The following is a 24,348-nucleotide window of genomic DNA, read 5'->3' on the forward strand; positions in this document are numbered from 1 at the left end:
GTGGCTGTCCGCTCATCGGCTCTCAGCCCTTCGCCGCGCGGAACTTGGCCCACTGGGCGGCCATGACCTCGGGCGGCACCCCGCCGATGTCCTTGGTGGAGGTGATCTCCGCCCGGAAGGCGAGGGTGGTGGAGCCGACGCGGACGACGGTGAGGTACTCGTACAGCTTCTGCTGCCCCTTCACGTCGAGGATGGTGAAGCGGTACGCCTTCGCCTCGTCGGCCTCGGCCGCGAAGGCGGGGGCCTTGGCCGGTTCGGCCTTCAGGTATTTCGCGGCGGCGACGGCCCGCTGCTCGGTGAACCCTCCGGCGCAGTCCCGGCCGGCCTTGTCGAGGGCCTTCATGACGGAGGCGGCGCCCCCGTTCGCGTAGCTGCGCAGGGTCACGTCGACGGAGACGCCGAGCATCTCGTCCGGGACGTCGACCTTGCGCTGGACCTCGGCGGCCGGGTCCGGGTCGCTGACCTCTCCGGAGAGGCTGACGAGCGGCTGGCAGCCGTCCGGGACGGCGGTGTACGCGTCACCGAGCGGGCCGTCGAGGACGTACTCGGACGCGGTGTACGCCCCGACCTTCTCGCCGTCGGTGAAGGAGGCGGCCTTCAGCCGGGCCTCGTCGGGTGCGGAGGGCTTGGCCGCCGGCGCCTCGGTGTTCTTGCCGCCCGAGGCGGCGCCGCCCGCACCGTCCTCGTCACCGCCGCAGGCGGACACGCCCAGCGCCAGCACGGCCGTGATCCCGACCGCCACCAGCCGGCGCCGTCGGCTCCGCTGGTCCCTCACCCCGTACATGCGTGTCCCCATTCGCTGATCTGCCGGCGTCCGGGGGAGCCTATCGCCCCGGACCGGCCGGGACCCGCCCCTCCAGGAGCCCGGCGAACCCGGCGAAAACCTCGTGGAACCGGGGGAACGTCTTGCGTACGCAGCCGGGGTCGTCGTACGTGATGCCGGGCGTCCGCAGACCGGTGACGGCGAAGGACATGACGATGCGGTGGTCGCCGTGGGTCTCGATCTCCGTGGGCCTCGGGCTGCCCGGACGGATCTCGATCCAGTCCTGACCGGTCGTGACGGTGATGCCCATCCGCCGCAGGTTCTGGGCGCACGCCTCCAGCCGGTCGCACTCCTTGACGCGGGTGTTGCCGACGTCCTCGATACGGACCGGGCCCGAGGCGAAGGGGGCGATCGCCGCGAGCGTGGGCATGGTGTCGGAGATGTCGCGCATGTTGACGGTGAGGCCGCGGAGTTCACCGGTGGAGCGGACGGTCGTGGCGTCGGCCGTCATGTCCACCTCCGCGCCCATGCGGCGGAGCACGTCGACGAACCGCAGATCGCCCTGGAGGGCGCCCTGCCCGAGGCCGGGGACGGTGACCTCGCGGCCCGTCAGCGCCGCCGCGGCGAAGAAGTAGCTCGCGGTGGAGGCGTCGGGCTCGACGGCGTACGTGGTGGCACGGTAGCCGCCGGGCGGCACCGTGAAGACGGCGTTGCCGGGGCCGCCGCGGGTGACCTCGACGCCGAAGCTGCGCATCATCGCGAGGGTGATCTCGATGTACGGCGCCGACACCAGATCGGTGACGGTGATCGTGAGCCCCCGCGAGGTCAGCGGCCCGAGCATCAGCAGCGCGGTGAGGTACTGACTGGACTGCCCGGCGTCCAGGGTCAGTTCGCCGCCCCCGATGCCGGCGGCCTCGATGCGCAGCGGGTGGTGGCCCTCGGCGGCCTCGTGGCGGAGGTCGACGCCGAGCGTGCGCAGCGCCTCGGTGAGCGGGGCGAGGGGACGGCGGCGCATCTGGGCGGAGGCGTCGAAGCGGTAGCTGCCGCGGGCGCCGGCCGCCGCGAGGGTCGGCAGGAACCGGGCCGTGGTGGCGCCGTCGCGGCAGTAGACGTCGGCGTCGGTGGCGGCGGGCCCGGACGGGCGGCCCGTGATGCTCCAGGCGTCCGCCTCCCGGTCCACCGCGTAGCCGAGCGCGGTGAGCCCCTCGGCGAAGCCTTCGGTGTCGTCCGAGACGAGGGGGCGTACGAGGGTGCTGGTGCCGTTCGCGGCGGCGGCCAGGAAGAGGGCGCGCGCGGTGACGGACTTGGAACCGGGGACATGGATGACGGTCACGGACACCCATCCTGCCGTGGCGGCCACGTCGCGGCGGGGCGCGTCCAGCGAGTGGACGCGCCCCGCCGGTCCGGCGTCACGGGCTCAGCGGATCGGCCGGTGCACGTTCTCCCGTGTCGAAGGGCCCGGGGTGGCGTCGGCGATCCACGGGCCTTCGCCGCTCGGGTCGACGATGCCCTCCTCCAGCCAGGTGTACGTGCCCGCGAGCACTCCGTCGACCACCTTCCGGTCCAGGTCGTCGGTGTTGGACCAGAGCCGGGTGAAGAGCTCCTCGATCCGGATGCGGGACTGCCGGCAGAACGTGTCGGCCAGCTGGTACGCCTCGCGTCCGTGGTCGCCCTCGACGCGCAGGTGCTCGGCCCGGACGCAGGCGGCGCTCATGGCGAAGAGTTCCGCGCCGATGTCGACGATCCTGCCGAGGAATCCCTGCTTGGTCTCCATCCGGCCCTGCCAGCGGGACATGGCGTAGAAGGTCGAGCGGGCCAGCTTGCGGGAGCCCCGTTCGACGTAGCGCAGATGGCCGGACAGGTCGGCGTGGCCGGACGGGTGGAACTCCCCGTAGGTGCGCGGGAGCTGTCCCGGCCCGGCGACGAGTTTCGGGAGCCACTTCGCGTAGAAGCCCGCCGCGTTCGCCCCGGCCCTGGCCTTGGCGGAGAGCGGCTTGTCGGGGTCGATGATGTCGCCCGCGACCTTGAGGTGGGCGTCGACCGCCTCCCGGGCGATCAGGAGGTGCATGATCTCCGTCGAGCCCTCGAAGATCCGGTTGATCCGCATGTCCCGGAGCATCTGCTCGGCGGGGACGGCCCGCTCCCCGCGGGCGGCGAGCGAGTCCGCGGTCTCGAAGCCCCGGCCGCCGCGGATCTGGACCAGCTCGTCGGCCATGAGACAGCCCATCTCGGAGCCGTACAGCTTGGCGAGCGCCGCCTCGATCCGGATGTCGTTGCGGTCCTCGTCCGCCATCTGCGAGGAGAGGTCGACCACGGCCTCGAGGGCGAAGGTGGTCGCCGCGATGAAGGAGATCTTCGCCCCCACGGCCTCGTGGCGGGCCACGGGCCGGCCCCACTGCTCACGGACGGCCGACCATTCACGGGCGATCTTCAGACACCATTTCCCGGAGCCGACGCACATCGCGGGCAGCGAGAGCCGGCCCGTGTTGAGCGTGGTGAGGGCGATCTTGAGCCCGGCGCCCTCGGGACCGATGCGGTTCGCCGCGGGGACGCGCACCTGGTGGAACCGGGTGACGCCGTTCTCCAGGCCGCGCAGGCCCATGAAGGAGTTGCGGTGTTCCACGGTGATGCCCGGGGAATCGGCCTCGACGACGAAGGCCGTGATGCCGCCCTTGTGCCCCTCCGACTTCGGTACGCGCGCCATGACGACCAGCAGGTCCGCGACGACCCCGTTGGTGGTCCACAGCTTCACGCCGTCCAGGACGTAGTCGTCCCCGTCCGGAACGGCGGAGGTGGCCAGCCGCGCCGGGTCGGAGCCGACGTCCGGCTCGGTCAGGAGGAACGCCGAGATGTCGGTACGGGCCAGCCGGGGCAGGAAGGCGTCCTTCTGCTCCTGGCTGCCGAAGGTCTTCAGCGGCTGCGGCACACCGATGGACTGGTGGGCGGAGAGCAGGGCGCCGATCGCCGGACTGGCGGAGCCGGCCAGGGCGAGGGCCCTGTTGTAGTACACCTGCGTCAGGCCGAGACCGCCGTACTTCACGTCGATCTTCATGCCCAGCGCGCCGAGTTCCCTGAGGCCGTTGACCACCTCGTCGGGGATCCTGGCCTCGCGCTCGATCAGGGCTCCGTCGATCCGGGTCTCGCAGAAGTCGCGGAGCCGGGCGAGGAACTCCTCGCCGCGCCGGACGTCCTCGGCGGCGGGCAGCGGATGCGGGTGGATCAGGTCGAGCCGGAAGCGGCCCAGGAAGAGTTCCTTGGCGAAACTGGGTTTGCGCCAGTCCTGCTCGCGCGCTTCCTCGGCCACCTGTCGCGCTTCGCGCTCGGTCACCTTGGGCGTGTGCGGTTGTGCGGACGGACGTTGTGCGGATGGTGCGGACATGAGGAGCTCACCTCGCCGCTTCGTGGGGTGGGTGGTCCCGCTAGGTCAGCGGCGGCCGGGGAAGTGTCCGCCCGTGCGTACCTATCGGTTCTACTCGTCCGTATGTACCCGATTCCTGCCGGTGTCACCAGCCTTCGGGCGCCGATCGGGTCGCTCGCCACTCCACTGCCCGCCGCGGCGTGCGGGATGCCGAAACGGCTGGAGCCCCCCGCACAGTGGGGCCCCAGCCGTCGTTCGGTCGCCCCCTCCGGGGCCGGTCCGTGATTACAGGGCGAGGCCCGTGAGGACCAGGACGCGCTCGTAGGTGTAGTCGTCCATCGCGTACCGGACGCCCTCGCGGCCGACGCCGGACTGCTTGGCTCCGCCGTAGGGCATCTGGTCGGCGCGGTACGAGGGGACGTCGCCGATGATCACGCCGCCGACCTCCAGCGCGCGGTGGGCGCGGAAGGCGGTCTGGAGGTCGTGGGTGAACACGCCTGCCTGGAGGCCGTACTTGGAGGAGTTCACGGAGGCGAACGCCTCGGCCTCGCCGTCCACCTTCTGCACCGAGAGGACCGGCCCGAAGACCTCCTCGTGGCAGAGGGTGACACCCTCGGGGAGCTCGGCGAGGACGGTCGGCGCGTATGTCGCCCCGTCGCGCTTGCCGCCGGTGAGCAGCTGGGCGCCGGCCTCCACGGCCTCGTCGACCCAGGACTCGACGCGCTTGGCGGCGTTCTCGTCGACGAGCGGGCCGACGTCGGTGGTGGCGTCTGACGGGTCACCGGTGACCTGCGCCTCGACGGCCGCGACGATCTTCGGCACGAGCCGGTCGTAGACGGAGGCGTCCGCGATGACGCGCTGCACCGAGATGCAGGACTGGCCGCCCTGGTAGTTCGAGAAGGTCGCGATGCGGGTCGCCGCCCAGTCCAGGTCCGCCTCGGAGGCGTAGTCGCCGAGGACGACCGCGGCGCCGTTGCCGCCGAGCTCCAGGGTGCAGTGCTTGCGGGGCACCGAGTCCATGATCGAGTAGCCGACCGGAGCGGACCCGGTGAACGAGATCACGGGCAGGCGCTCGTCCTGGACGAGGGCCGGCATGCGGTCGTTGGGGACCGTGAGCACGGACCAGGAGCCCGCGGGCAGGTCGGTCTCGGCCAGCAGTTCGCCGAGGATCAGCGACGAGATCGGCGTTGCCGGTGCGGGCTTCAGGATGATCGGGGCGCCGACGGCGATGGCCGGGGCCACCTTGTGGGCGCTCAGGTTCAGCGGGAAGTTGAACGGGGCGATGCCGAGGACCGTGCCGCGCGGGAAGCGGCGGGTCAGGCCGAGACGGCCGGTGCCGCCGGCGTCGGTGTCCAGGCGCTGGGCGTCACCGCTGTTGAAGCGGCGGGCCTCCTCGGAGGCGAAGCGGAACACGGAGACGGCCCGGCCGACCTCGCCGCGCGCCCACTTGATCGGCTTGCCGTTCTCGGCGGAGATCACCTGGGCGATCTCCTCGGTGCGCTCCGTCAGGCGCCGGGCCACGTGGTCGAGCGCGGCGGCGCGGACGTGGGCCGGGGTGGCGGCGAACTCCTCGCGCACGGCGTGTGCGGCGGCGACGGCCTCCTCGACCTGGGCCTCGGTGGGCACGCTGACGGTGCCGACGAGACGCCCGTCCCAGGAGTTGGTGACGTCGAAGCTTTCCTCGCCGGTGGCCTCTCGGCCGGCCAGCCAGAAGGCGTGGGTGGAGGTCATGGAGGTTCCGGCCCTTCGATGTCGTGGGGTGTTTCCGTTCCCCACCGTAGGGCCGACCCGTCCACCTGGCGTTTGTCCGGCATGGAGCACGCGGGAGCCGGGGTGCGCCGGTTTGGCGGACACGGTCTACGGGGCTGCCGGGGGGCTCGCGACCTTGAGGGCGAGCCAGAGCTCCATCCGGACGTCCGTGTCGTCCAGCGAGCGGCCGAGGATCTCCTCCACGCGTCGCATGCGGTAGCGCAGGGTGTGCCGGTGCACCCCGAGGTCCGCCGCGGCCGCGTCCCACTGGCCGTGGTGGGCGAGCCAGGCCCGCAGGGAGGCCACGAGGTCGCCCCGGCCCTTGGCGTCGTGCTCGTACAGCGCGCGGAGCATGCCGTCGGCGAAGGCCCTGACCGCGTCGTCCGCGAGCAGCGGCAGCACGGAACCGGCCGCCAGCTCCTCGTGCTCGACCAGGGCCCTGCCCCGGCGGCGGGCGACCGAGAGTGCCTGTTCGGCCTGCTTGTACGCCGCCGAGACGGCGATCGGTCCCGCCGGGGCGGAGAGGCCGACGACCACTTCCGCGTCCTGCGCGGACGGCTCGCGCGAAGGCGCGGCCTCCTGGGCCTCCGCGTAGGCGGCGACGGCGGCGACCGCGGCGCCTCCGTCGGCGGCCAGCACCACGAGGCGGTCGCCCTCGGGCACCATCAGCAGCGTCTCGCCGGACCGGGCGGCGGCGGTCTCCATGGCCTCGGTCAGCTGACCGGTGGTCGAGGGTTCGGCGGCCTCGGCGATGAGCAGCCGGAAGGGCGCGTCGAGCAGCCCGCCGTACAGGTCCCCGGCGACGCCGCGCGCGTGGTCGGGCTGGCCGGCCAGGAGCATGCGCAGCACGGCGGCGCCGAGTCGCTGCTCGGCGCCCTGGAGGGAGCGGGAGCGGGCCGTGGTGAGGGTGAGCAGGGCGACGGCCGAGTGGACCGCGTAGCGCTCCGCGGTGCCGAGCGCCGCACCGGTGCCCACGGCGAGTGCGCCGCGGACCCGTCGGCCGGTGCCGAGGGACTGGAGCTCGACGCGGTCGTCGGTGTCGCCGACGACGACGCTGGCCGGCGCGGGGCGCTCGCGCAGCCGTTCCACGTCGGCGGTGAGCCGGGCGGCGCGGCGGGCCGCCCAGTCGGGGGCGGCGGCCACCACGGCGCCGGAGGCGTCGTAGAGCGCGGCCCAGCCGTCGACGGTCGCGGCGAGACGGGTGAGGAGTTCGGCGGGGCCGTCCCCGGCGAGGGCCGCTCTGGTGAGTTCCCGCTGGGCTTCGAAACCCGCGGTGACGGCCCGGTACTGGTCGGCGGCGATCTCCGAGGAGACGGCCTTCGCGATGGCGAGGAACGGCGTGCGGCGCGGCACTTCCAGCAGGGGCAGCCCGGCCTCCTCGGCGGCGTCGACGAGGGGCTGCGGCACGTCGTCGTAGTTCACCCCGACGGCGAAGCCGAGCCCGACCACTCCGGCGCCGGCCAGCCGTCGCACGTACCGCCGCATGACCTCCGGGTTCTCGGCGTCGAGGTTGGTCGCGGTGACCAGGAGCAGCTCCCCGCCCTCCATGTAGGGGACGGGGTCGGCCAGCTCACTGGCGTGCGCCCAGCGCACGGGCGCGTCGAGCCGGTCCGCCCCCGCACGCACCGTGAGTTTGAGCGCCGAGTGCTGGACGAGCGAGGCGAGAGTGGGGGGCATGGGATCCGGGGGCCTTTGGGAGGGGGAGATTTCGCCGTCCCGTATGAACGGCCACCACCGATTCTGCCAGGTTGGCAGAGTCCCCGTCACCGCCGTACGGACCCGGCGGCCTCGGTCAGCTCAGCCGGGGCGGCGAGCCCGCCGTCACCGCTCCCGCCGTGCGGGCCGTCATCCGCCCAGCCGCACCAGGAGCGGCGGCGCGTGTTCGCCGTCGACCGTGGTGAGGGAGAGGACCGCGTGGCCGACGGGCAGCTCGTACGCCAGACCGGAGGCGGACCACCGTTCCCGCTCGACCTGGCGCACGGTCACCGCGTCCGTGGTGACGGCCTTGCCGGTGGCCAGCTTCCGCAGGGCGTGCAGGGCGCGGGTGAGCGGCTGGTCGGCGAAGACGCCGTGCTGGGCGACCTCGCGCACCTCCACCCACTCCTTGCCCCAGGCCTCGGAGAAGCGTTTGCCGTCCCAGGTGGTGACGCCGGGGAAGGCCATGGTGCAGCCGACCGCGCCGAGCAGTGCCGTGTGCAGCTCCTCGGGGACGTCGTCGAGCGTACGGAGGGTGAGGACGGCCCCGGCGTTGACGGAACGCAGCCGGCGGATGCGCCGGACGGTTTCGGCGGTGAGGGTGTGGGTCGCGTCGTCCAGGACCAGGCAGACGAAGAGCGAACGATCCGAGCGGGCCGCGGTGATCGCGTGGAACTGGGCGAGGACGATCCGGGCCAGCACCCGGGAAGCCTCGGCGTGGGCGCGTTCCGGCAGTTCGATGCGGACCCGCAGGGGATGCCGTTCCAGGGAGCGCAGCGAGAACGGGCGGGCGCCGGGCCCGGTGGCGAAGAACCCGGCGAAGGCGGGCCGGTCGAGCACGGCGATCCGGTCGGCGAGGACGGCGGCGGGGTCGCCGGCGCCGGCCGCCTGCCGCTGCCGGGCGTCCAGCTCGCGCAGCATCGCGCGGTCACCCGCCGCCTCCAGGGCCTCGCGCAGTCCGCCGAGCGCGGTCGCGGAGCATTCGAGGAGTTCGCGGAGTTCGGGTACGGCGGGGAAGACGCCGTGGACGGCGCGGTAGGGGCCGAGCAGCTGGCCGAGCGCGGTCGCCGCCCGCCGGGTGTCCAGGGCGGGCAGGTCGCCAGCGAGTCCCTCGGCGAGGGCGGCCGCCGCCTCGTCGGGATCGGTCGTCCCGCCGTACAGGTCGAAGTCGTGCGCGGACGCGGGGTCGCCGATCCGGATGACGACGTCGTAGGCCCCGTCCGGCCCGAGCCGGTCGCCGGCCCCGCCGACGGCGAGCACGGCCGCCTGGCCGGTGAGCGCCCGCAGGGCGAGGGACTCGACGACGGGCCGCACGACCCGTTCCGTCTTCCCCGAGCCGGGCGGTCCGACGACCAGCAGCGAGGTGCCCAGGGACGCGGGTTCCAGGGCCATGCCCGTGCCGCGTCGCGCGTAGGGGTTGCGCGGGTCGTCGGCGCAGGCGCCGATCCGGACCTGGCCGGTGAGCGGATCGTGTACGGCGGTCCGCCGGGGCAGGTCACGGCGCCCTGAGGGGTGGAGGAAGGCGTCGGCGCCCTTGCGCAGCACCGTCTCCGTGAAGGAGGCGCGCAGGTCGGAGTGGGCCCGGGCGGCGCCCCAGGCGTGGCGCAGCCGGACGCAGTCGATGTCGTTCAGCCGGTCGGCGTGCACGGCGGCGGTGAGCGCCTCGGCCGCTTCCGTGCTGCCGGCGGCCCGCAGTTCGGGCCAGCCGGCGCGGTCGGGGCCGGCCTGCGCGGGAGAGGTCAGCGGCTGCTGCGGAGCGTGCTCCCCGCGCCCTCGCAGGGTGCGGAGCGCCGTCGGCCACTGGCCGGTTCTGGCGAAGGGCCACACGATGGCGGTGCCGATCACGGCGTAGGCCACGATCGAGACGAAGAGCGCGACGTACTGGTTGCCGCCGCCCTGCATCCAGCTGGTCGGCACCGCGGGCAGGACGATGTCGGCGAGCGGCACCCGCCGCGTCCAGACCAGCCAGACGGCGAGTACCGCGCCGGACGCCGAGAGCAGCAGCCTGGCCCGGTCCAGGCGGGGGCCGGCGAAGTACCGGAAGACGTGGGCCCAGCCGCCGATCCGCGCGGCCCAGAAGCCCAGGCCGAGGACGAGGACCTGGTAGTAGAGCGTGGTGGAGTTGACCACCAGCGCCGGCGCGTCCTCCTTGAGTCCTCCGAAGGACCACCACTCGGGGCCGGTGATGATCTCGATCGGCTTGGAGACGTAGGGAACCGCCCGCTCCGTGAGCAGCAGCCACAGCAGGAGCCACAGGGCCATCGTGGCGGCCGGGCCCACCAGTGAGGGGCGCGGTGGCCGCTCGGCGGGCCGTGGCGCGTGCGCGTACCGCCACACGCCCGCCTCGGCCGCGGGGCGCGGCGCGTTCAGCCACTCGGCCGTGGCCGAACGCGGGCCGGCCGGCCGGATCTGTCCCGGGGGCGTCGCCGGCCGCTCCGGGACGGCGGACCGGGCGGCGGGCGGGGGGACGGCCGGAGGGAACGCGGGCGGGGCTGCGGGCGGCGGACCGGCCGGGTGGGGCACGGAGCTCCCGGGCCGGCCGTCCGGCGGCTGCGCACCCCGCGTGCCCCGGGTGCCGTGCGTGCCTTCGTTGTCCATGAACCGTTGCCCCCTGACCAGCCCGGGTCCGACCGCTGCCCGCTCAATCTAGTGCCTGGACAGGGTCCGTTGAGGAATGCGCCCGGACCGTGGAAGGAGACGGGCGGCCGGCCCTCTTCCGTACCGCCCGCCTACCGCAGTCCCCGCCGCCCGGCACGGCCTCCCGGGCCCTCCGTCCCGCCTTCTGTCCGTCGCGGACAAGGACACGCGCTCCACCACTCCCGTTCGGAGCATGCCGGACCCCCCTCCCCGCCCCTAGCCTGCAGAAACAGAAGCGTCCGAAACACCCCCCAGGAGCCCCGCATGACCGCAATTCCGCAGGAGCGCCGCGTCGTCACCGCCATTCCCGGCCCGAAGTCCGCGGAGCTGCAGGCCCGCCGCCTCGCGGCGGTCGCCGCAGGTGTGGGCTCCACCCTGCCGGTCTTCACGGCCCGTGCGGGCGGCGGGATCATCGAGGACGTGGACGGGAACCGTCTGATCGACTTCGGTTCCGGCATCGCCGTGACGTCCGTCGGCGCCTCCGCCGAGGCCGTCGTGCGCCGCGCCTCCGCCCAGCTCGCGGACTTCACCCACACCTGTTTCATGGTCACGCCGTACGAGGGGTACGTCGAGGTCTGCGAGCAGCTCGCCGAGCTCACCCCGGGCGACCACGCGAAGAAGTCCGCCCTGTTCAACTCGGGCGCCGAGGCCGTCGAGAACGCGGTGAAGATCGCCCGTGCCTACACCAAGCGCACCGCGGTCGTCGTCTTCGACCACGGCTACCACGGCCGGACCAACCTCACCATGGCGCTGACGGCGAAGAACATGCCGTACAAGCAGGGCTTCGGCCCCTTCGCGCCCGAGGTCTACCGCGTGCCGGTGGCGTACGGCTACCGCTGGCCGACCGGTGCCGAGAACGCCGGTGCGGAGGCCTCCGCGCAGGCCATCGACGAGATCACCAAGCAGATCGGCGCGGAGAACGTCGCCGCGATCATCATCGAGCCGGTCCTCGGCGAGGGCGGCTTCATCGAGCCGGCCAAGGGCTTCCTGCCGGCGATCGCGCAGTTCGCCAAGGACAACGGCATCGTCTTCGTCGCCGACGAGATCCAGTCCGGCTTCTGCCGCACCGGCCAGTGGTTCGCCTGCGAGGACGAGGGCATCGTCCCGGACCTGATCACGACCGCCAAGGGCATCGCCGGCGGCCTTCCGCTGTCGGCCGTGACCGGCCGCGCCGAGATCATGGACGCGGCGCACGCCGGCGGCCTCGGCGGCACGTACGGCGGGAACCCGGTCGCCTGCGCGGGCGCGCTCGGCTCCATCGAGACGATGCGCGAGCTGGACCTGAACGGCAAGGCCAAGCGCATCGAGGAGGTCATGAAGGGCCGGCTCGCCGAGATGCAGTCGAAGCTGCCGAACGGCGACCTGATCGGCGACATCCGCGGCCGCGGGGCGATGATCGCGATCGAGCTCGTGAAGTCCGGCACGAAGGACCCGAACCCGGAGGCTGCCGCGCGGCTCGCGAAGGCCTGCCACGCCGAGGGCGTCCTCGTCCTCACCTGCGGCACGTACGGGAACGTCCTGCGCTTCCTGCCGCCGCTGGTGATCGGTGAGGACCTGCTGAACGAGGGCCTCGACGTCCTCGAGCAGGCGTTCGCCGGAGTCTGATCCACCGGCCCGCCCCCGGGCGTTTCCTCCGGGGATGTCCCCGCCCGCGTGAGGGTCTGTGAAGAACGTGTGCGGGGGCGATGGCGGGATACCGTTCCCGCTGTCGGTCACCCATCGCCTGACGTACGGTTTCCGCAGATGAGAGAAACACCCCGCCCGCAGGGGACTGCGGGCGACGCCGGGCCGGAGCTTCCCCAGCGCCGTCCTGGTTGTGCCTTCGCGCACGCCACTGGGGCCTCCGGCTCCGGAACTCCTCACCGATCGGATGGCCGCCCGCCCCACACCCCCCGGGGCGCGCGGCGACCCGATCCCACCGTCCGGCCCGGAACAACCCCCCCTGTCCCGGGCCGGACGGCCCTTTTCGTCTCGCTGGTGTCCGGCCTGTCGGCCGTGTTCGCCCTCACCACCTGGCAGATCGCGGCCGACGGGCCGCTGCGCCGCCTGGACGAGCGCGCCGGCCGGGCCCTCGCCGGAGGCGGCCCCGCGGGGCTCACCGAATTCCTGGCCGATCTCGGCAACATGCAGGTCGCGCTGCCCGCCCTGGGCTGCGCGATCGTCTGGGCCCTGGTGCGCGGGGAGCGCAGGGCTCCTCTGCTCGCCGCCCTGGCCATGGCCGCGGTGCCCCTGCTGGTCGTACCGCTCAAGGAGTGGATCGCCCGTCCGGGGCCGCTGACCGACGCCGTGGGCTACTACCCGTCCGGCCACGCGGCGACCGCCGCGGTCGCGTACGGTGCCGCGGCCTTCCTGCTCTCCCCGTACGTGCGGCGCGCATGGATGATGCCCGTCGCCGCCGTCCTGCTGACGGTGGCGACGGGCATCGGTCTGGTGCTGCGCGGCTACCACTGGCCGCTCGACGTGACCGCCGGCTGGTGCCTGTGCGGAGTGCCGCTCGTGGCGCTGCGGGTGCTCGGCCGCCGCGTCGCTCGGGGCTTCGGGGCTGCTCAGCCGCCGAAGTAGGCGTCGAAGTTCTTCGAGAACTCCCCGTTGTTGAAGCGGTCCCAGTTGATGGACCAGGTCATCAGGCCGCGCAGCCCGGACCAGGTGCCGTGCGTGGCGTACGAGCCGCAGTCGGTCTTCTTCGTCAGGCAGTTCAGCGCCTTGTCGACCTCGGCCGGCGAGGTGTGTCCGTTGCCCGCCTGGGTGGAGGCCGGCAGGCCGATCGCGACCTGGTCGGGGCGCAGACCGGGGAAGACCTTGGTCTGGTCGCCCGCGACCGGGAAGCCGGTCAGCAGCATGTCCGTCATCGCGATGTGGAAGTCGGCGCCGCCCATGGAGTGGTACTGGTTGTCCAGACCCATGATGGAGCCCGAGTTGTAGTCCTGGACGTGCAGCAGGGTGAGGTCGTCGCGCAGCGCGTGGATCACCGGGAGGTAGGCCCCGGCGCGCGGGTCCTGGCCGCCCCACGGCCCGGAGCCGTAGTACTGGTAGCCGAGCTGCACGAAGAAGGTCTCGGGGGCCATCGTCAGGACGAACTTCGCGCCGTACTTGGCCTTGAGGGTCTTCACCGCGGAGATCAGGTTGACGACGACGGGCGTGGTGGGGCTGCGGAAGTCGGTGTCACCGGTGTTCAGCGACAGCGAGTGGCCCTCGAAGTCGATGTCCAGCCCGTCCAGGCCGTACTCGTCGATGATCTTGCTGACCGAGGAGACGAAGGTGTCCCGGGCGGCGGTGGTGGCGAGCTGCACCTGGCCGTTCTGGCCGCCGATGGAGATCAGCACCTTCTTCCCGGCGGCCTGCTTGGCCTTGATGGCCGCCTTGAACTCGGCCACGGACTCGACGTTCGGGCATTCGGTGACCGGGCAGAGCGAGAAGCGGATGTCGCCGGAGGTGACGGAGGTCGGCTCGCCGAAGGCCAGGTCGATGACGTCCCAGGAGTCCGGCACGTCCGCCATCCGGGTGTAGCCGGAGCCGTTGGCGAAGCTGGAGTGCAGATAGCCGACGAGCGCGTGGGCCGGCAGGCCGGAGCCGCCGCCCCCGCCGCCCGCCGTGGTGGTGGCGGAGACGGCGGCCGACTTCGCGGACTCGCCCGCCTCGTTGGTGGCGGTGACCTGGAAGCTGTAGGCGGTCGAGGCGGCCAGGCCCGTCACGGTCGCCGAGGTGCCGGTGGCCGAGAGGACCTTGGTGCCGCCCTGGTAGACGTTGTAGCCGGTGGCTCCCGCGGCGGCGGTCCAGGAGAGCGGGACCGAGGACGAGGTGGGTGTGCCGGCCCTGAGACCCGCGGGGACCGCCGGGAGCGAAACGGGGTCGCCGCCGGGGCCGACGAGGCTGAGGTCGTCGGCGTAGTAGGCGGGGGTGCCGTACCAGCCGTGCGTGTAGACCTTGACCGAGGTGGTCGACGCACCGGTCTTGAAGGTGGTGGTGAGCTTCTGCCAGGCTCCGGCGGACTGCGTCCAGGTGGAGGCGTCCGTCGTGCCGGTGCCTTCCGCGCCCAGATAGACGTAACTGCCCTGCACCCAGGCGCTCAGCGTGTAGGTGGAGTCCGGCTTGACCGTCACGCTCTGGGAGCACTTGGCGTTGTCGCTGCCGGCCGGCGTCGCCTTCAGCGCCGAGGTGCCGCCGTGTACGGGCGAGCCGACGACGGCTCCGCTGCCGCCGGTACAGCTCCAGCCGGTCAGACCGGCCTCGAAGGTGCCGTTGCGCGCCAGTTCGGCATCGGCCGCACGGGCGCCCGGCGCCGTGGCGGCCAGGCCGCCGACGGCCAGCAGGGCGGCCGAGAAGGCGGCCAGAAGTCCGGTCATGCGGGTGGGGGGTCCCGTGCGTTCCACAACGGCCTCCGTGCAGGGGGGAATTGAACGTGGCGCACAACATGGTCCAGACCAATCAGGTTGTCAAGACCTCTGGCACCCGCCGTCTTCCGTTCGGAGCAGGCCGGACGAGTGAGCAGCATCCGTCGCACGCGCCGGCGAGGCGGAGCAGGGAGCCGCCGCGGACCCCGGGCGGCCGGCGGTGACAACGCCGCAGACGTGCGTGCCGGCCCCGCGAACCCGGCATCGAGAGGCCCTGAGGACACCCCGGTCCCGCCCGGCCGCCGGCTCAGTCCCGCCCGGCCGCCGCGGCTTCATGCATCGCCAGCTCCAGCAGCGTGGCGTCGGTCAGCGTGCCGGACCCGTCCGGCGGGATCAGCCAGCGCACCCCGCCGAAGGCGGCCCGTCCCGGGTGGGGGACGACGATCCAGGTGCCGCGGCCCGCGCCCCGCACCCCCGTCCCCACCCAGCGGGCGACCGTGCCCGGCGGCACGAAGAAGCCCATGCGGGCGTCGCCGAAGTCGGAGAGGACCGGCCCCGGCCTGTCGATGAGACGGGTGAGCACGTCCAGCGTCGGATAGCCCAGCCGCCCCGGAAGGATCAGCACGTCCCAGCGCCGCCCTGCGGGCAGGAGCGCGATCCCCCGCGGATCGCGCTCCCACTCCCGCCGGCAGGCGCCGGGATCCGGTGCCGCCGCCGCGAGCCACTCGACCGCCGCCTTGACCCCCGAGCCCGTCATGGCCGCCTCCGTCCGTTGTGCGCCGGCATCCGGCCGCCGGCGCGTTCACGAGGGAGAGCGAGGTGGAGCCGATCCCTTACGCGGGTTCGGCCACCCCTCGTCGGTGAGCTGGGTCACACCTCTGTCAGCTGTCGAACCCGAGCCCCAGGCGGTCCATCGTCCGCAGCCACAGGTTGCGGTGGCCGCCGTTGCTGTCGGCGCGGGCCAGTGACCGCTTCGTCAGCTCGATCCCGGCCCAGGCGAAGGGCTCCGGCGGGAACGGCATCGGCTTGGTCCGCACCATCTCCAGGGCGGTCCGTTCGGACCGCTCGCCCGACAGGAGGTCGAGCATGACGTCCGCGCCGAACCGGGTGGCCCCCACCCCGAGTCCGGTGAATCCGGCGGCATAGGCGACCCGGCCCTGGTGGGCCGTACCGAAGAACGCGGAAAAGCGGGAACAGGTGTCGATCGCACCCCCCCAGGCATGACTGAAACGCAGACCCGTCAATTGCGGGAAACACTCGAAGAACTGTCCGGCGAGTTTCAGGAACGTCTCGGGCCGCTGGTCGAGTCCGGCACTGAGCCGGCCACCGTACGGATAGACGGCGTCGTATCCGCCCCACAGAATGCGGTTGTCCGCGGAAAGCCGGAAGTAGTGGAACTGATTGGCGCTGTCCCCCAGTCCCTGCCGGTTCTTCCAGCCGATCGCGGCGAGCTGGTCCTCGGTCAGCGGCTCGGTCATCAGCGCGTAGTCGTAGACCGGAACAGTGTAGGGACGGACCCGCCTGACGAGCGAGGGGAAGATGTTCGTGCCCAGGGCGACCCGGCGGGCGAGGACCTTTCCGTACGGGGTGCGGACCGCCATTCCCGTTCCGGTCCGGGCCATCTCCAGCCCGCGGGTGTGCTCGTAGATCCGCACGCCGAGGTCCAGGCAGGCCTGCTTCAGACCCCAGACGAGCTTGGCCGGATGGAGCATCGCGACCCCGCTCCGGTCCCAGAGACCGCCCAGGAAGGTCGGTGAGTCGACTTCGGCCCGCAGCGCGTCGCGGTCGAGGAACTCGGCCCCGCCGAAGCCGTGCCGCTCGGCCTCCTGGTGCCACTCCCGCAGCTCTTCGAGCTGGTGGGGCTGGGTGGCGACATCGATCTCGCCGGTCCGCTCGAACTCGCATTCGATGGAGTACCGGGCCACCGCCGCCTCGATGGCGTCGAGGTTGCTGGCGCCCAGCTCCTCCAGCTTCGCGATCTCGGCCGGCCACCGCTCCAGCCCGTTGGGCAGGCCGTGGGTGAGGGAGGCCGCACAGAACCCGCCGTTGCGGCCCGAGGCGGCCCAGCCCGTCTCGTGCCCCTCGATCAGTACGACGTCACGTTCCGGTTCGCGCTCCTTGGCGAGCAGCGCGGTCCACAGCCCGCTGTAGCCGCCGCCGACGACGAGGAGATCGCAATGCTCGTCGCCGGTGAGCGCGGGAAGCGCCTCGGGCCTGCCCGGGTCGTCCAGCCAGAACGACACCGGCTTGGCGTCGGAGAGTGATCGTGCAGCAGTACGCATGGCAGCTGGGGCCATGGTTTCCAACTCCTTCGGGGCTTTCAGGGTCGTGCGTTTTTGCGCCGGTTCGCGATCAGCTGGCCGGCGAGAACCACCAGCACCGCGATGATGAACATCGCCGTTCCGATGACGTTGATCTGTACGGGCGTGCCGCGCTGCGCCGAGCCCCAGACGAACATGGGGAAGGTGACGGTCGAGCCCGCGTTGAAATTGGTGATGATGAAATCGTCGAAGGAGAGCGCGAAGGCGAGCAGCGCTCCCGCGGCGATTCCGGGTGCGGCGATCGGCAGGGTCACCCGCACGAAGGTCTGCACGGGTCCCGCGTACAGATCGCGGGCCGCCTCCTCCAGCCTCGGGTCCATCGACATGACGCGCGCCTTGACGGCCGTCACGACGAAGCTGAGGCAGAACATGATGTGCGCGATGAGGATCGTCCAGAAGCCGAGCTGCGCGCCCATGTTCAGGAACAGGGTGAGCAGCGAGGCCGCCATGACGACCTCGGGCATCGCCATCGGCAGGAAGATCAGGGAGTTGATCGCGCCGCGCGCCCGGAACCGGTAGCGGACCAGGGCGAACGCGATCATCGTGCCGAGCACGGTCGCACCGATGGTGGCCCAGACGGCGATCTGCAGGGAGAGCGACAGGGAGCCGCACATGTCGGCGACTCCGCAGGGGTCCTTCCACGCCTCCAGCGAGAAGCGCTGCCAGGAGTAGTTGAAGCGCCCGTTGGGCTTGTTGAAGGAGAACACCATCACGACGATGTTCGGAAGGATCATGTAGGCGAGGGTCAGCAGACCCGCGATGACGACCAGATGGCGTCGCAGCCGGCGCAGTACGGGCATCAGACCAGGTCCTCCGTCCCGGAGCGGCGAATGTAGACGGTGACCATGATCAGGACGACCGCCATGAGGATGAACGAGAGCGCGGCCGCCGTCGGATAGTCGAGGACGCGCAGGAACTGGGTCTGGATGACGCTGCCGACCATCTTGGTGTCGGTGGAGCCGAGGAGTTCCGCGTTGACGTAGTCGCCGCTCGCCGGGATGAAGGTCAGCAGCGTCCCGGAGACGACGCCCGGCATGGACAGCGGGAACGTCACCTTGCGGAAGGTCGTGGCGGGGGTGGCGTACAGGTCCCCCGCGGCCTCGTGCAGCCGGCCGTCGATCCGCTCCAGCGAGGTGTAGAGCGGAAGGATCATGAACGGCAGGAAGTTGTACGTGAGACCGCAGACCACGGCCATCGGCGTGGCCAGCACCCGGTTGTCCTCGGTCCAGCCGAGCCAGCTGGTGACGTCCAGGACGTGCAGCGTGTTCAGTACGTCGACGACCGCGCCGCCGTCCGCGAGGATCGTCTTCCAGGCGAGCGTACGGATCAGGAAGCTGGTGAAGAACGGGGCGATGACCAGCACCAGGACCAGGTTGCGCCAGCGGCCGGCCTTGAACGCGATGAGGTAGGCGAGCGGGTAGCCGAGGAGCAGGCACAGGAGCGTCGCGGTGCCCGCGTAGAGCAGGGACCGGATGAACTGCGGGTAGTAGTCGGTCAGCGCGTCCCAGTAGGTCTGGAAGTGCCAGGTGACCTCGAAGCCCTTCTCCAGGGATCCCGTCTGCACGGAGGTCGAGGCCTGGTAGACCATCGGCAGCGCGAAGAAGACGATGAGCCACAGGATGCCCGGCAGCAGCAGCCAGTACGGGACGAGGCGCTTGCGGGTGGCGGGCTTGCGCGCTTCCGGGGCGGTGACGGAGGCCGGGGGCGCCTCCTCGGTGAGTGTCACGCGGCGTCCTCCACCGTCTCCACACCGGCGTCGATGTCCTGGGCGGCGTCGAGGCCGAAGGTGTGCGCCGGATTCCAGTGCAGGACGACCTCGGCTCCGTGGGTGAGCCCCGCGCGCCTCTCGACGTTCTGCTCGTAGACCTGGAGGGAGGTGCCGGCCGGGCTCTCCACCACGTACTGCGTGGAGACCCCGATGAAGCTGGAGTCGACGATCCGGCCGGTGACCCGGTTGCGGCCCTCCGCTATCGCGTCCGCCTCGTCGCGGTGCGCGAGCGAGATCTTCTCGGGGCGGATGCCGAGCAGCACCCTGCCGCCGTTGACGGCCGGCGCCTGACAGCGGTCCGTGGGCAGCCGCAGCTTGCCGCCGCCGGCCGCCACGACGATGTCCGTGCCGGTGGAGACGACTTCGCCCTCGATGAGGTTGGAGGTCCCGAGGAAGTTGGCGACGAAGGTGGTCCGCGGGTTCTCGTACAGGTCGGCGGGGTCGCCGAGCTGCTCGACCCGGCCCGCGTTCATCACCGCGACGGTGTCGGCCATCGTCATGGCCTCTTCCTGGTCGTGGGTGACATGGATGAACGTGATGCCGACCTCGGTCTGGATGCGCTTGAGCTCGAGCTGCATCTGGCGGCGCAGCTTGAGGTCGAGGGCGCCGAGCGGTTCGTCGAGCAGCAGCACCTGCGGGTGGTTGATCAGGGCGCGGGCGACCGCGACGCGCTGTTGCTGGCCGCCTGAGAGCTGGTGGGGCTTGCGCTTGGCGAAGTCGCCGAGCTGGACGAGGTCCAGCATGTCGTCGACCTGCTTCTTGACCGACTTGATGCCGCGGCGGCGGAGCCCGAAGGCGATGTTCTCCGTGATGTCGAGGTGCGGGAACAGCGCGTAGCTCTGGAAGACGGTGTTGACGGGCCGCTTGTACGGGGGGAGGTCGGTGATGTCCCGGCCCCCGAGCGCGATCGTGCCGGTGGTGGCCTCCTCCAGGCCCGCGATCATCCGCAGGGTGGTGGTCTTGCCGCAGCCGGACGCGCCGAGCAGCGCGAAGAAGGATCCCTGCGGGACGGTCAGATCGAGCGGTTGGACGGCCGCGAAGGAGCCGTACGTCTTGCTGATCCCGGTGAGGCGGACGTCGCCGCCTGTCTGCTGCTGTGTCATGGATCGCAGTCCCAGTGGTGTCAGGGGAAGATCGGGGGAGGTCGGAGGAGGCGGTGCGTGGCGTCAGGCGCCGATGAGCTTGGCGAACTTCTCCTCGTAAGCCGTCTCTTCCTCGGCGGTGAGGGAGCGGAAGGCGTGCGACTTCGCGGCCATGGCCTTGTCGGGGAGGATCAGCGTGTTGGCGGCCATCGCCTCGTCGATCCTGGCGAGCTCGTCGCGGACCCCCTCGACCGGGCAGACGTAGTTGATGTACGCGGCGAGCTGGGCGGCGACCGGGGGCTCGTAGTAGTAGTCCATGAGCTTCTCGGCGTTGGTCTTGTGCCGGGCCTTGGCCGGGACCAGCATGTTGTCGCTGGAGGTGATGTATCCGGCGGCCGGGATGGCGAACTTGATGTGCGGGTTTCCGGCCTGGAGCTGGATGATGTCGCCCGCCCAGGCGACGCAGGCGGCGATGTCGCCCTTGTCGAGGTCGGCGGTGTAGTCGTTGCCGGTGAAGCGGCGTATCTGGTTCTTGTCGACGCCCTTCTGGAGCCGGCCGATCGCCGCGTCGTAGTCGGCGTCGGTGAACTTCCCCGGGTCCTTGCCCATGTCGAGCAGCGTCATGCCGACGGAGTCGCGCATCTCGGAGAGGAAGCCGACCCGGCCCTTGAGCGTGGGGTCGTCGAGCAGCTGCGTCACGGAGTCGACCTTGCGGCCGCCGGTCGCCTTCGAGTTGTACGCGATGACGGTCGGGATGCCCGTCCACGGATAGGAGTAGGCGCGGCCCGGGTCCCAGTCGGGGGTGCGGAACTGGGGCGAGAGGTTGGCGAAGGCGTGCGGCAGGTGCGCCGGGTCCAGCTTCTGGGCCCAGCCGAGCCGGATGATGCGGGCGGCCAGCCAGTCGGTGACGATGATCAGGTCGCGTCCGGTGTCCTGGCCGGCCGCGAGCTGCGGTTTGATCTTCCCGAAGAACTCGACGTTGTCGTTGATGTCCTCGGTGTACTTCACCTTGATCCCGGTGCGTTCGGTGAACGCTTCCAGGGTGGGCCGGTGCTTCTCGTCCTCGCTGACGTCCATGTACTCGGTCCAGTTGGAGAAGTTGATCTGCTTCTCCTTGGCCGAGTGGTCGTCCGAGGCCGCCGCCGCGTCGCCCTCACGCTGGGCGGGCGGGATGCCGCACGCGCTCAGCGTCCCCAGTCCGCCGATCGCGAGCGCGCCCATGCCTGAGGCGCGCAGCAGCGATCGGCGGGTGAGGGCTCCCCTGCCGTTGGTCAGACTCCGGCGCATCGCGGCCAGCTGGGCCGCCGAGAGACGCTCGGGCTCGTACTGCTCCATACGCGTTGCCCTTTCGGGTGGGTGTGCCGGCCGGACCGGCAGGGTTATCGGTCCCCGAAGATCGTGCGGTGCCAGTCCTTCCGGGCCACCGCGGTGTTGTCGTACATGACGTGCTTGACCTGCGTGTACTCCTCGAAGGAGTACGACGACATGTCCTTTCCGAAGCCGCTGGCCTTGTATCCGCCGTGCGGCATCTCGCTGATGATCGGAATGTGGTCGTTGATCCACACGCAGCCGGCCTTGATCTCGCGGGTGGCGCGGCCCGCGCGGTAGAGGTCGCGGGTCCAGGCGGAGGCGGCGAGTCCGTAGGGGGTGTCGTTGGCCAGGGCGATGCCCTCGTCGTCGGTGTCGAAGGGCAGCACGACGAGGACCGGGCCGAAGATCTCGGACTGGACGATCTCGCTATCCTGTGCGGCCCCGGTGACCAGGGTCGGCCGGTAGTAGGCGCCGTCCGCCAGTGCGCCGCCGGGGGCCTCGCCGCCGGTGACGACGGTGGCGTAGGCGCGGGCGCGCTCGACGAACCCGGCGACCCGGTCGCGCTGGGCGTGGCTGATCAGCGGGCCCAGGTCGGTCTTCGGGTCGAACGGGTCGCCGAGCCGGACGGTCTCCATCAGGGCGGCGACGCCCTGGACGAAGGCGTCGTGGAGCGGGCGCTGGACATAGGCCCGGGTGGCGGCGGTGCAGTCCTGGCCGGTGTTGATGAGGGACGCGGCGACGGCTCCGTGGACCGCGGCCTCCAGATCGGCGTCGTCGAAGACCACGAACGGGGCCTTGCCGCCGAGTTCGAGGTGGAGGCGCTTGACGGTGGAGGTGGCGATCTCCGCGACCCGCTTGCCTACCGCGGTGGAACCGGTGAACGAGGTCATCACGACGTCCGGGTGTCCGACGAGGTGCTCGCCGGCGTCCTGGCCGGCGCCGGTGACGATGTTGATCACACCGTCCGGGATGCCGGCCTCGGTGGCCGCCTGGGCGAACATCAGGGAGGTCAGCGGGGTGATCTCGGCGGGCTTGAGCACGATGGTGTTCCCGGCGGCGATGGCCGGGAGGATTTTCCAGGCCGCCATCTGGAGCGGATAGTTCCAGGGGGCGATGGAACCGATGACCCCGATCGCCTCACGGCGTACGTACGAGGTGTGGTCGCCGTCGTACTCGGCGGCGGACTTGCCCTCCAGGTGCCGGGCCGCGCCGGCAAAGAAGGAGGTGTTGTCGACGGTGCCCGGGACGTCGAACCCGGTGGAGAGCTTGACCGGCTTGCCGCACTGGAGGGACTCCGCGTACGCGAAGTCGTCCGCCTGCTCGGCGAGGACGGCGGCGAAGCGGTGCATGGCCTCGGACCGCTCGGCAGGGGTGGCTCCGGACCAGCCGGGGAACGCCTCGCGGGCGGCGGCGACCGCCGCGTCCACGTCGGCGGTGCCGGCCAGCTCGTAGGTGTGGACGGTGTCGCCGGTGGCCGGATTCACCACGTCGTGGGTGCGTCCCGAAGTGCCGGGCCGCAGTCCTCCGCCGATGTACTGCGCGCCGTCCGCGAAACGGTCCTGGACCTGGAAGCTGTTGCCCATCACGCTCTCCTCCGCCGCTGCCCCGAGAGGGAGGGCGGCGTAGCTCCTGCTGGATTTGAGTGCCGATCCTGACAGAGGAGGCGGAGCCCAACAAGTGATTCCGTTGTTGCCTTTTGGTTACGCGACGGAATCTGTCGACCATGTGTCGCGTCGATGCGGAATTACCGGTACGGAGTGTCAGTGGCGGATGCCAGACTCGGGTGCCATGGAACACATGGGGGATGTCCGGGACGTCAGCGCGCTCGTATCGCGGGCGGGCCGGGGCGACACGGTGAAGTACCTGCTGTTCTGGGGGCACCGGCCGCGCCCGGACGGCCGGATCGGCGCGAGCTGTCTCAGCCAGTGGTGGCCGTCGCCGTTCACGGCGGACGGGGTGACGTACGCGTCGGCCGAGCACTGGATGATGGCCGGCAAGGCGAGGCTGTTCGGGGGCGCGGAGGCCGAGGAGCAGGCCGTGGCGGCGAAGAGTCCGGCCGCCGCGAAGAAGGTGGGCCGGCTCGTCCGCGGTTTCGACGACACCGTCTGGGAGCGCGAGCGGTACGGGCTGGTGGTGGCGGGCAGCGTCCACAAGTTCGCTCAGAACCCCGAGCTGGGCGGCTTCCTGCTGGGGACGGGCGACCGCGTGCTGGTCGAGGCGAGCCCGATGGACCGGATCTGGGGCATCGGACTGGCGGCGGACGATCCGCGTGCGCAGGACCCGGCGGCATGGCGTGGCCTGAATCTGCTGGGGTTCGCGCTCATGGAGGCGCGGGCCGTGCTGAGGGACGGGGCGGACGGTATATGAAACGGGCCCGCGGGCCGTGGGGTGCGCCCCACGGCCCGCGGGCCCGGCTCCCGTCCGCCTATCGGGCCGTGCCCGGGGCGGACGGGGTGGTCATCGCGCGTCCTCGACGAACAGCGACGTCCCGTAGGTGTCGCCGTCGTACGTGTCGACGTCGTTGAAGTCGTCCGCGTGCGAGGCGAAGAGCCAGATGAGGCCCCCGATGATCACGACGCCGATGGCGATCCCGATCGACCCCAGAATCACCCCGGCCAGCGCCTGCCCGGCGTTGTCCGCCTCTCCGCGGGCGGCGCGCTTGCGCCCGATGATGCCGAAGATCAGCGCCAGCGTGCCCAGGACGAGACTGGGGATGCCGTACACGCAGAACAGGCAGACGGCCAGGATGCCCATCACCATCGCCGCCGTGCCCATGCCGTTGGCGGGCCCGGCGCCCCAGGCGGGCTGGCCGCCGTAGCCGGGGTAGCCGCCGTACTGCTGCTGGCCCGGCGCGGCCGGGTAGCCGTACTGCGACTGCTGCGGGCCCGGGTAGCCGTACTGCCCCAGGGGCGGCGGGGCCGGCTGGCCGGGACCGTGCGGGCCGACCGGCGGGGGCGGCACCGAGCCCGGGTCCTGCCAGGGTCCGGCCGGCTGTCCCTGGTCGGGAGGGCCGAATCCGGCCGTGGGTATCGGGCCGGTCCCGGCGTTCGGCATCGACGTGACCGTCTGCTGGTCGTGCACGGGCGGCGGGCCGGCCTGTCCGGCGCCGGCGTCCGTCTGCGGGCGGGTGTCCGCGGTGTTCTTCTCCAACGGCACCCGGGCCTCCGGCGGAGCCCACGGATCGCGCGGCGCCGCCCCCTCGTCAGCGGGCCGCTCTGAGTTGTCTGACATGGGCCTCCCCCATCGTGATCCCCGTCATGGTACGGGCGGGCCCCGTCCTACGATGACTCCCGTCCCCTGCCCGGGCCCCCGACGTACCGGGCCCCGCATCAC

At 71.8% G+C, this 24,348-nt stretch carries 18 protein-coding genes; 3 read left to right on the top strand and 15 right to left on the bottom strand.

Annotated features, from left to right (window positions below; genetic code table 11):
* Window positions 1-22: 22 nt before the first annotated feature.
* The 6 genes from E6R60_RS28485 to E6R60_RS28510 form a co-directional block, all read right to left on the bottom strand.
* On the bottom strand, window positions 23-784 hold the full coding sequence (locus E6R60_RS28485) for a hypothetical protein (RefSeq protein WP_136329562.1): 762 nt from the start codon (window positions 782-784) through the stop codon (window positions 23-25).
* 40 nt (window positions 785-824) lie between these two features.
* Window positions 825-2,096: a 3-phosphoshikimate 1-carboxyvinyltransferase gene (gene aroA / locus E6R60_RS28490; protein WP_136329563.1), complete on the bottom strand. Its 1,272-nt coding sequence runs from the start codon at window positions 2,094-2,096 to the stop codon at window positions 825-827.
* 84 nt (window positions 2,097-2,180) lie between these two features.
* A complete protein-coding gene (locus E6R60_RS28495) occupies window positions 2,181-4,142 on the bottom strand; it encodes an acyl-CoA dehydrogenase family protein (protein WP_136329564.1) in 1,962 nt (653 codons plus the stop codon).
* Between the two features lie 264 nt (window positions 4,143-4,406).
* Complete coding sequence (locus E6R60_RS28500; protein WP_136329565.1) at window positions 4,407-5,852, bottom strand: aldehyde dehydrogenase family protein; 1,446 nt, start codon at window positions 5,850-5,852, stop codon at window positions 4,407-4,409.
* Window positions 5,853-5,978: 126 nt separating this feature from the next.
* Entirely contained in the window at window positions 5,979-7,547 is a 1,569-nt protein-coding gene (locus E6R60_RS28505; protein WP_136329566.1) for a PucR family transcriptional regulator, read from the bottom strand.
* A gap of 168 nt (window positions 7,548-7,715) precedes the next feature.
* Entirely contained in the window at window positions 7,716-10,163 is a 2,448-nt protein-coding gene (locus tag E6R60_RS28510) for an ATP/GTP-binding protein (protein ID WP_136329567.1), read from the bottom strand.
* Window positions 10,164-10,466: 303 nt separating this feature from the next.
* Here E6R60_RS28510 and gabT point away from each other — a divergent pair, with 303 nt between their 5' ends.
* Both gabT and E6R60_RS28520 read left to right on the top strand, forming a co-directional pair.
* Complete coding sequence (gabT, locus tag E6R60_RS28515) at window positions 10,467-11,807, top strand: 4-aminobutyrate--2-oxoglutarate transaminase (RefSeq protein ID WP_136329568.1); 1,341 nt, start codon at window positions 10,467-10,469, stop codon at window positions 11,805-11,807.
* A gap of 372 nt (window positions 11,808-12,179) precedes the next feature.
* The gene (locus E6R60_RS28520) at window positions 12,180-12,764 is read left to right on the top strand and encodes a phosphatase PAP2 family protein (RefSeq protein ID WP_346766092.1); all 585 of its coding nucleotides are present in this window, start codon (window positions 12,180-12,182) and stop codon (window positions 12,762-12,764) included.
* Here E6R60_RS28520 and E6R60_RS28525 read toward each other — a convergent pair.
* The 8 genes from E6R60_RS28525 to E6R60_RS28560 form a co-directional block, all read right to left on the bottom strand.
* Window positions 12,749-14,572: a glycoside hydrolase family 18 protein gene (locus E6R60_RS28525; RefSeq protein WP_136329570.1), complete on the bottom strand. Its 1,824-nt coding sequence runs from the start codon at window positions 14,570-14,572 to the stop codon at window positions 12,749-12,751. The genes E6R60_RS28520 and E6R60_RS28525 overlap by 16 nt on opposite strands.
* Window positions 14,573-14,840: 268 nt before the next feature.
* Complete coding sequence (locus tag E6R60_RS28530) at window positions 14,841-15,290, bottom strand: hypothetical protein (RefSeq protein WP_136329571.1); 450 nt, start codon at window positions 15,288-15,290, stop codon at window positions 14,841-14,843.
* A 124-nt stretch (window positions 15,291-15,414) separates the two neighbouring features.
* Window positions 15,415-16,830 carry an FAD-dependent oxidoreductase gene (locus tag E6R60_RS28535; RefSeq protein WP_136329572.1) on the bottom strand — a complete coding sequence of 472 codons (1,416 nt, stop codon included), beginning with the start codon at window positions 16,828-16,830 and terminating at the stop codon, window positions 15,415-15,417.
* Window positions 16,831-16,853: 23 nt separating this feature from the next.
* A complete protein-coding gene (locus tag E6R60_RS28540; RefSeq protein WP_136329573.1) occupies window positions 16,854-17,654 on the bottom strand; it encodes an ABC transporter permease in 801 nt (266 codons plus the stop codon).
* Window positions 17,654-18,580: an ABC transporter permease gene (locus E6R60_RS28545; protein ID WP_136329574.1), complete on the bottom strand. Its 927-nt coding sequence runs from the start codon at window positions 18,578-18,580 to the stop codon at window positions 17,654-17,656. Before E6R60_RS28545 ends, E6R60_RS28540 begins: the two co-directional genes overlap by 1 nt.
* A complete protein-coding gene (locus tag E6R60_RS28550; protein WP_136329575.1) occupies window positions 18,577-19,725 on the bottom strand; it encodes an ABC transporter ATP-binding protein in 1,149 nt (382 codons plus the stop codon). Before E6R60_RS28550 ends, E6R60_RS28545 begins: the two co-directional genes overlap by 4 nt.
* Before the next feature lie 63 nt (window positions 19,726-19,788).
* On the bottom strand, window positions 19,789-21,039 hold the full coding sequence (locus tag E6R60_RS28555) for a spermidine/putrescine ABC transporter substrate-binding protein (RefSeq protein WP_136329576.1): 1,251 nt from the start codon (window positions 21,037-21,039) through the stop codon (window positions 19,789-19,791).
* A gap of 44 nt (window positions 21,040-21,083) precedes the next feature.
* Window positions 21,084-22,598: a gamma-aminobutyraldehyde dehydrogenase gene (locus E6R60_RS28560; protein WP_136329577.1), complete on the bottom strand. Its 1,515-nt coding sequence runs from the start codon at window positions 22,596-22,598 to the stop codon at window positions 21,084-21,086.
* Between the two features lie 214 nt (window positions 22,599-22,812).
* Between E6R60_RS28560 and E6R60_RS28565 the strand changes: the two genes are divergently transcribed.
* The gene (locus tag E6R60_RS28565; RefSeq protein WP_136329616.1) at window positions 22,813-23,382 is read left to right on the top strand and encodes an NADAR family protein; all 570 of its coding nucleotides are present in this window, start codon (window positions 22,813-22,815) and stop codon (window positions 23,380-23,382) included.
* A 90-nt stretch (window positions 23,383-23,472) separates the two neighbouring features.
* On the opposite strand, the gene E6R60_RS28570 is transcribed toward E6R60_RS28565, so the two are convergent.
* A complete protein-coding gene (locus E6R60_RS28570; RefSeq protein ID WP_136329578.1) occupies window positions 23,473-24,246 on the bottom strand; it encodes a DUF4190 domain-containing protein in 774 nt (257 codons plus the stop codon).
* Window positions 24,247-24,348: the final 102 nt, after the last annotated feature.

The organism is Streptomyces sp. A0642 (genome assembly GCF_004795105.1).
Classification (GTDB): domain Bacteria; phylum Actinomycetota; class Actinomycetes; order Streptomycetales; family Streptomycetaceae; genus Streptomyces.

Coding starts and splice junctions, on each gene's coding strand:
- E6R60_RS28510 (WP_136329567.1), bottom strand. CDS start 10,163: ATGGACAACGAAGGCACGCACGGCACCCGGGGCACGCGGGGTGCGCAG.
- E6R60_RS28570 (WP_136329578.1), bottom strand. CDS start 24,246: ATGTCAGACAACTCAGAGCGGCCCGCTGACGAGGGGGCGGCGCCGCGC.
- E6R60_RS28495 (WP_136329564.1), bottom strand. CDS start 4,142: ATGTCCGCACCATCCGCACAACGTCCGTCCGCACAACCGCACACGCCC.
- E6R60_RS28565 (WP_136329616.1), top strand. CDS start 22,813: ATGGGGGATGTCCGGGACGTCAGCGCGCTCGTATCGCGGGCGGGCCGG.
- E6R60_RS28500 (WP_136329565.1), bottom strand. CDS start 5,852: ATGACCTCCACCCACGCCTTCTGGCTGGCCGGCCGAGAGGCCACCGGC.
- E6R60_RS28530 (WP_136329571.1), bottom strand. CDS start 15,290: ATGACGGGCTCGGGGGTCAAGGCGGCGGTCGAGTGGCTCGCGGCGGCG.
- E6R60_RS28540 (WP_136329573.1), bottom strand. CDS start 17,654: ATGCCCGTACTGCGCCGGCTGCGACGCCATCTGGTCGTCATCGCGGGT.
- E6R60_RS28550 (WP_136329575.1), bottom strand. CDS start 19,725: ATGACACAGCAGCAGACAGGCGGCGACGTCCGCCTCACCGGGATCAGC.
- E6R60_RS28535 (WP_136329572.1), bottom strand. CDS start 16,830: ATGGCCCCAGCTGCCATGCGTACTGCTGCACGATCACTCTCCGACGCC.
- E6R60_RS28485 (WP_136329562.1), bottom strand. CDS start 784: ATGTACGGGGTGAGGGACCAGCGGAGCCGACGGCGCCGGCTGGTGGCG.
- gabT (WP_136329568.1), top strand. CDS start 10,467: ATGACCGCAATTCCGCAGGAGCGCCGCGTCGTCACCGCCATTCCCGGC.
- E6R60_RS28555 (WP_136329576.1), bottom strand. CDS start 21,039: ATGGAGCAGTACGAGCCCGAGCGTCTCTCGGCGGCCCAGCTGGCCGCG.
- E6R60_RS28505 (WP_136329566.1), bottom strand. CDS start 7,547: ATGCCCCCCACTCTCGCCTCGCTCGTCCAGCACTCGGCGCTCAAACTC.
- E6R60_RS28560 (WP_136329577.1), bottom strand. CDS start 22,598: ATGGGCAACAGCTTCCAGGTCCAGGACCGTTTCGCGGACGGCGCGCAG.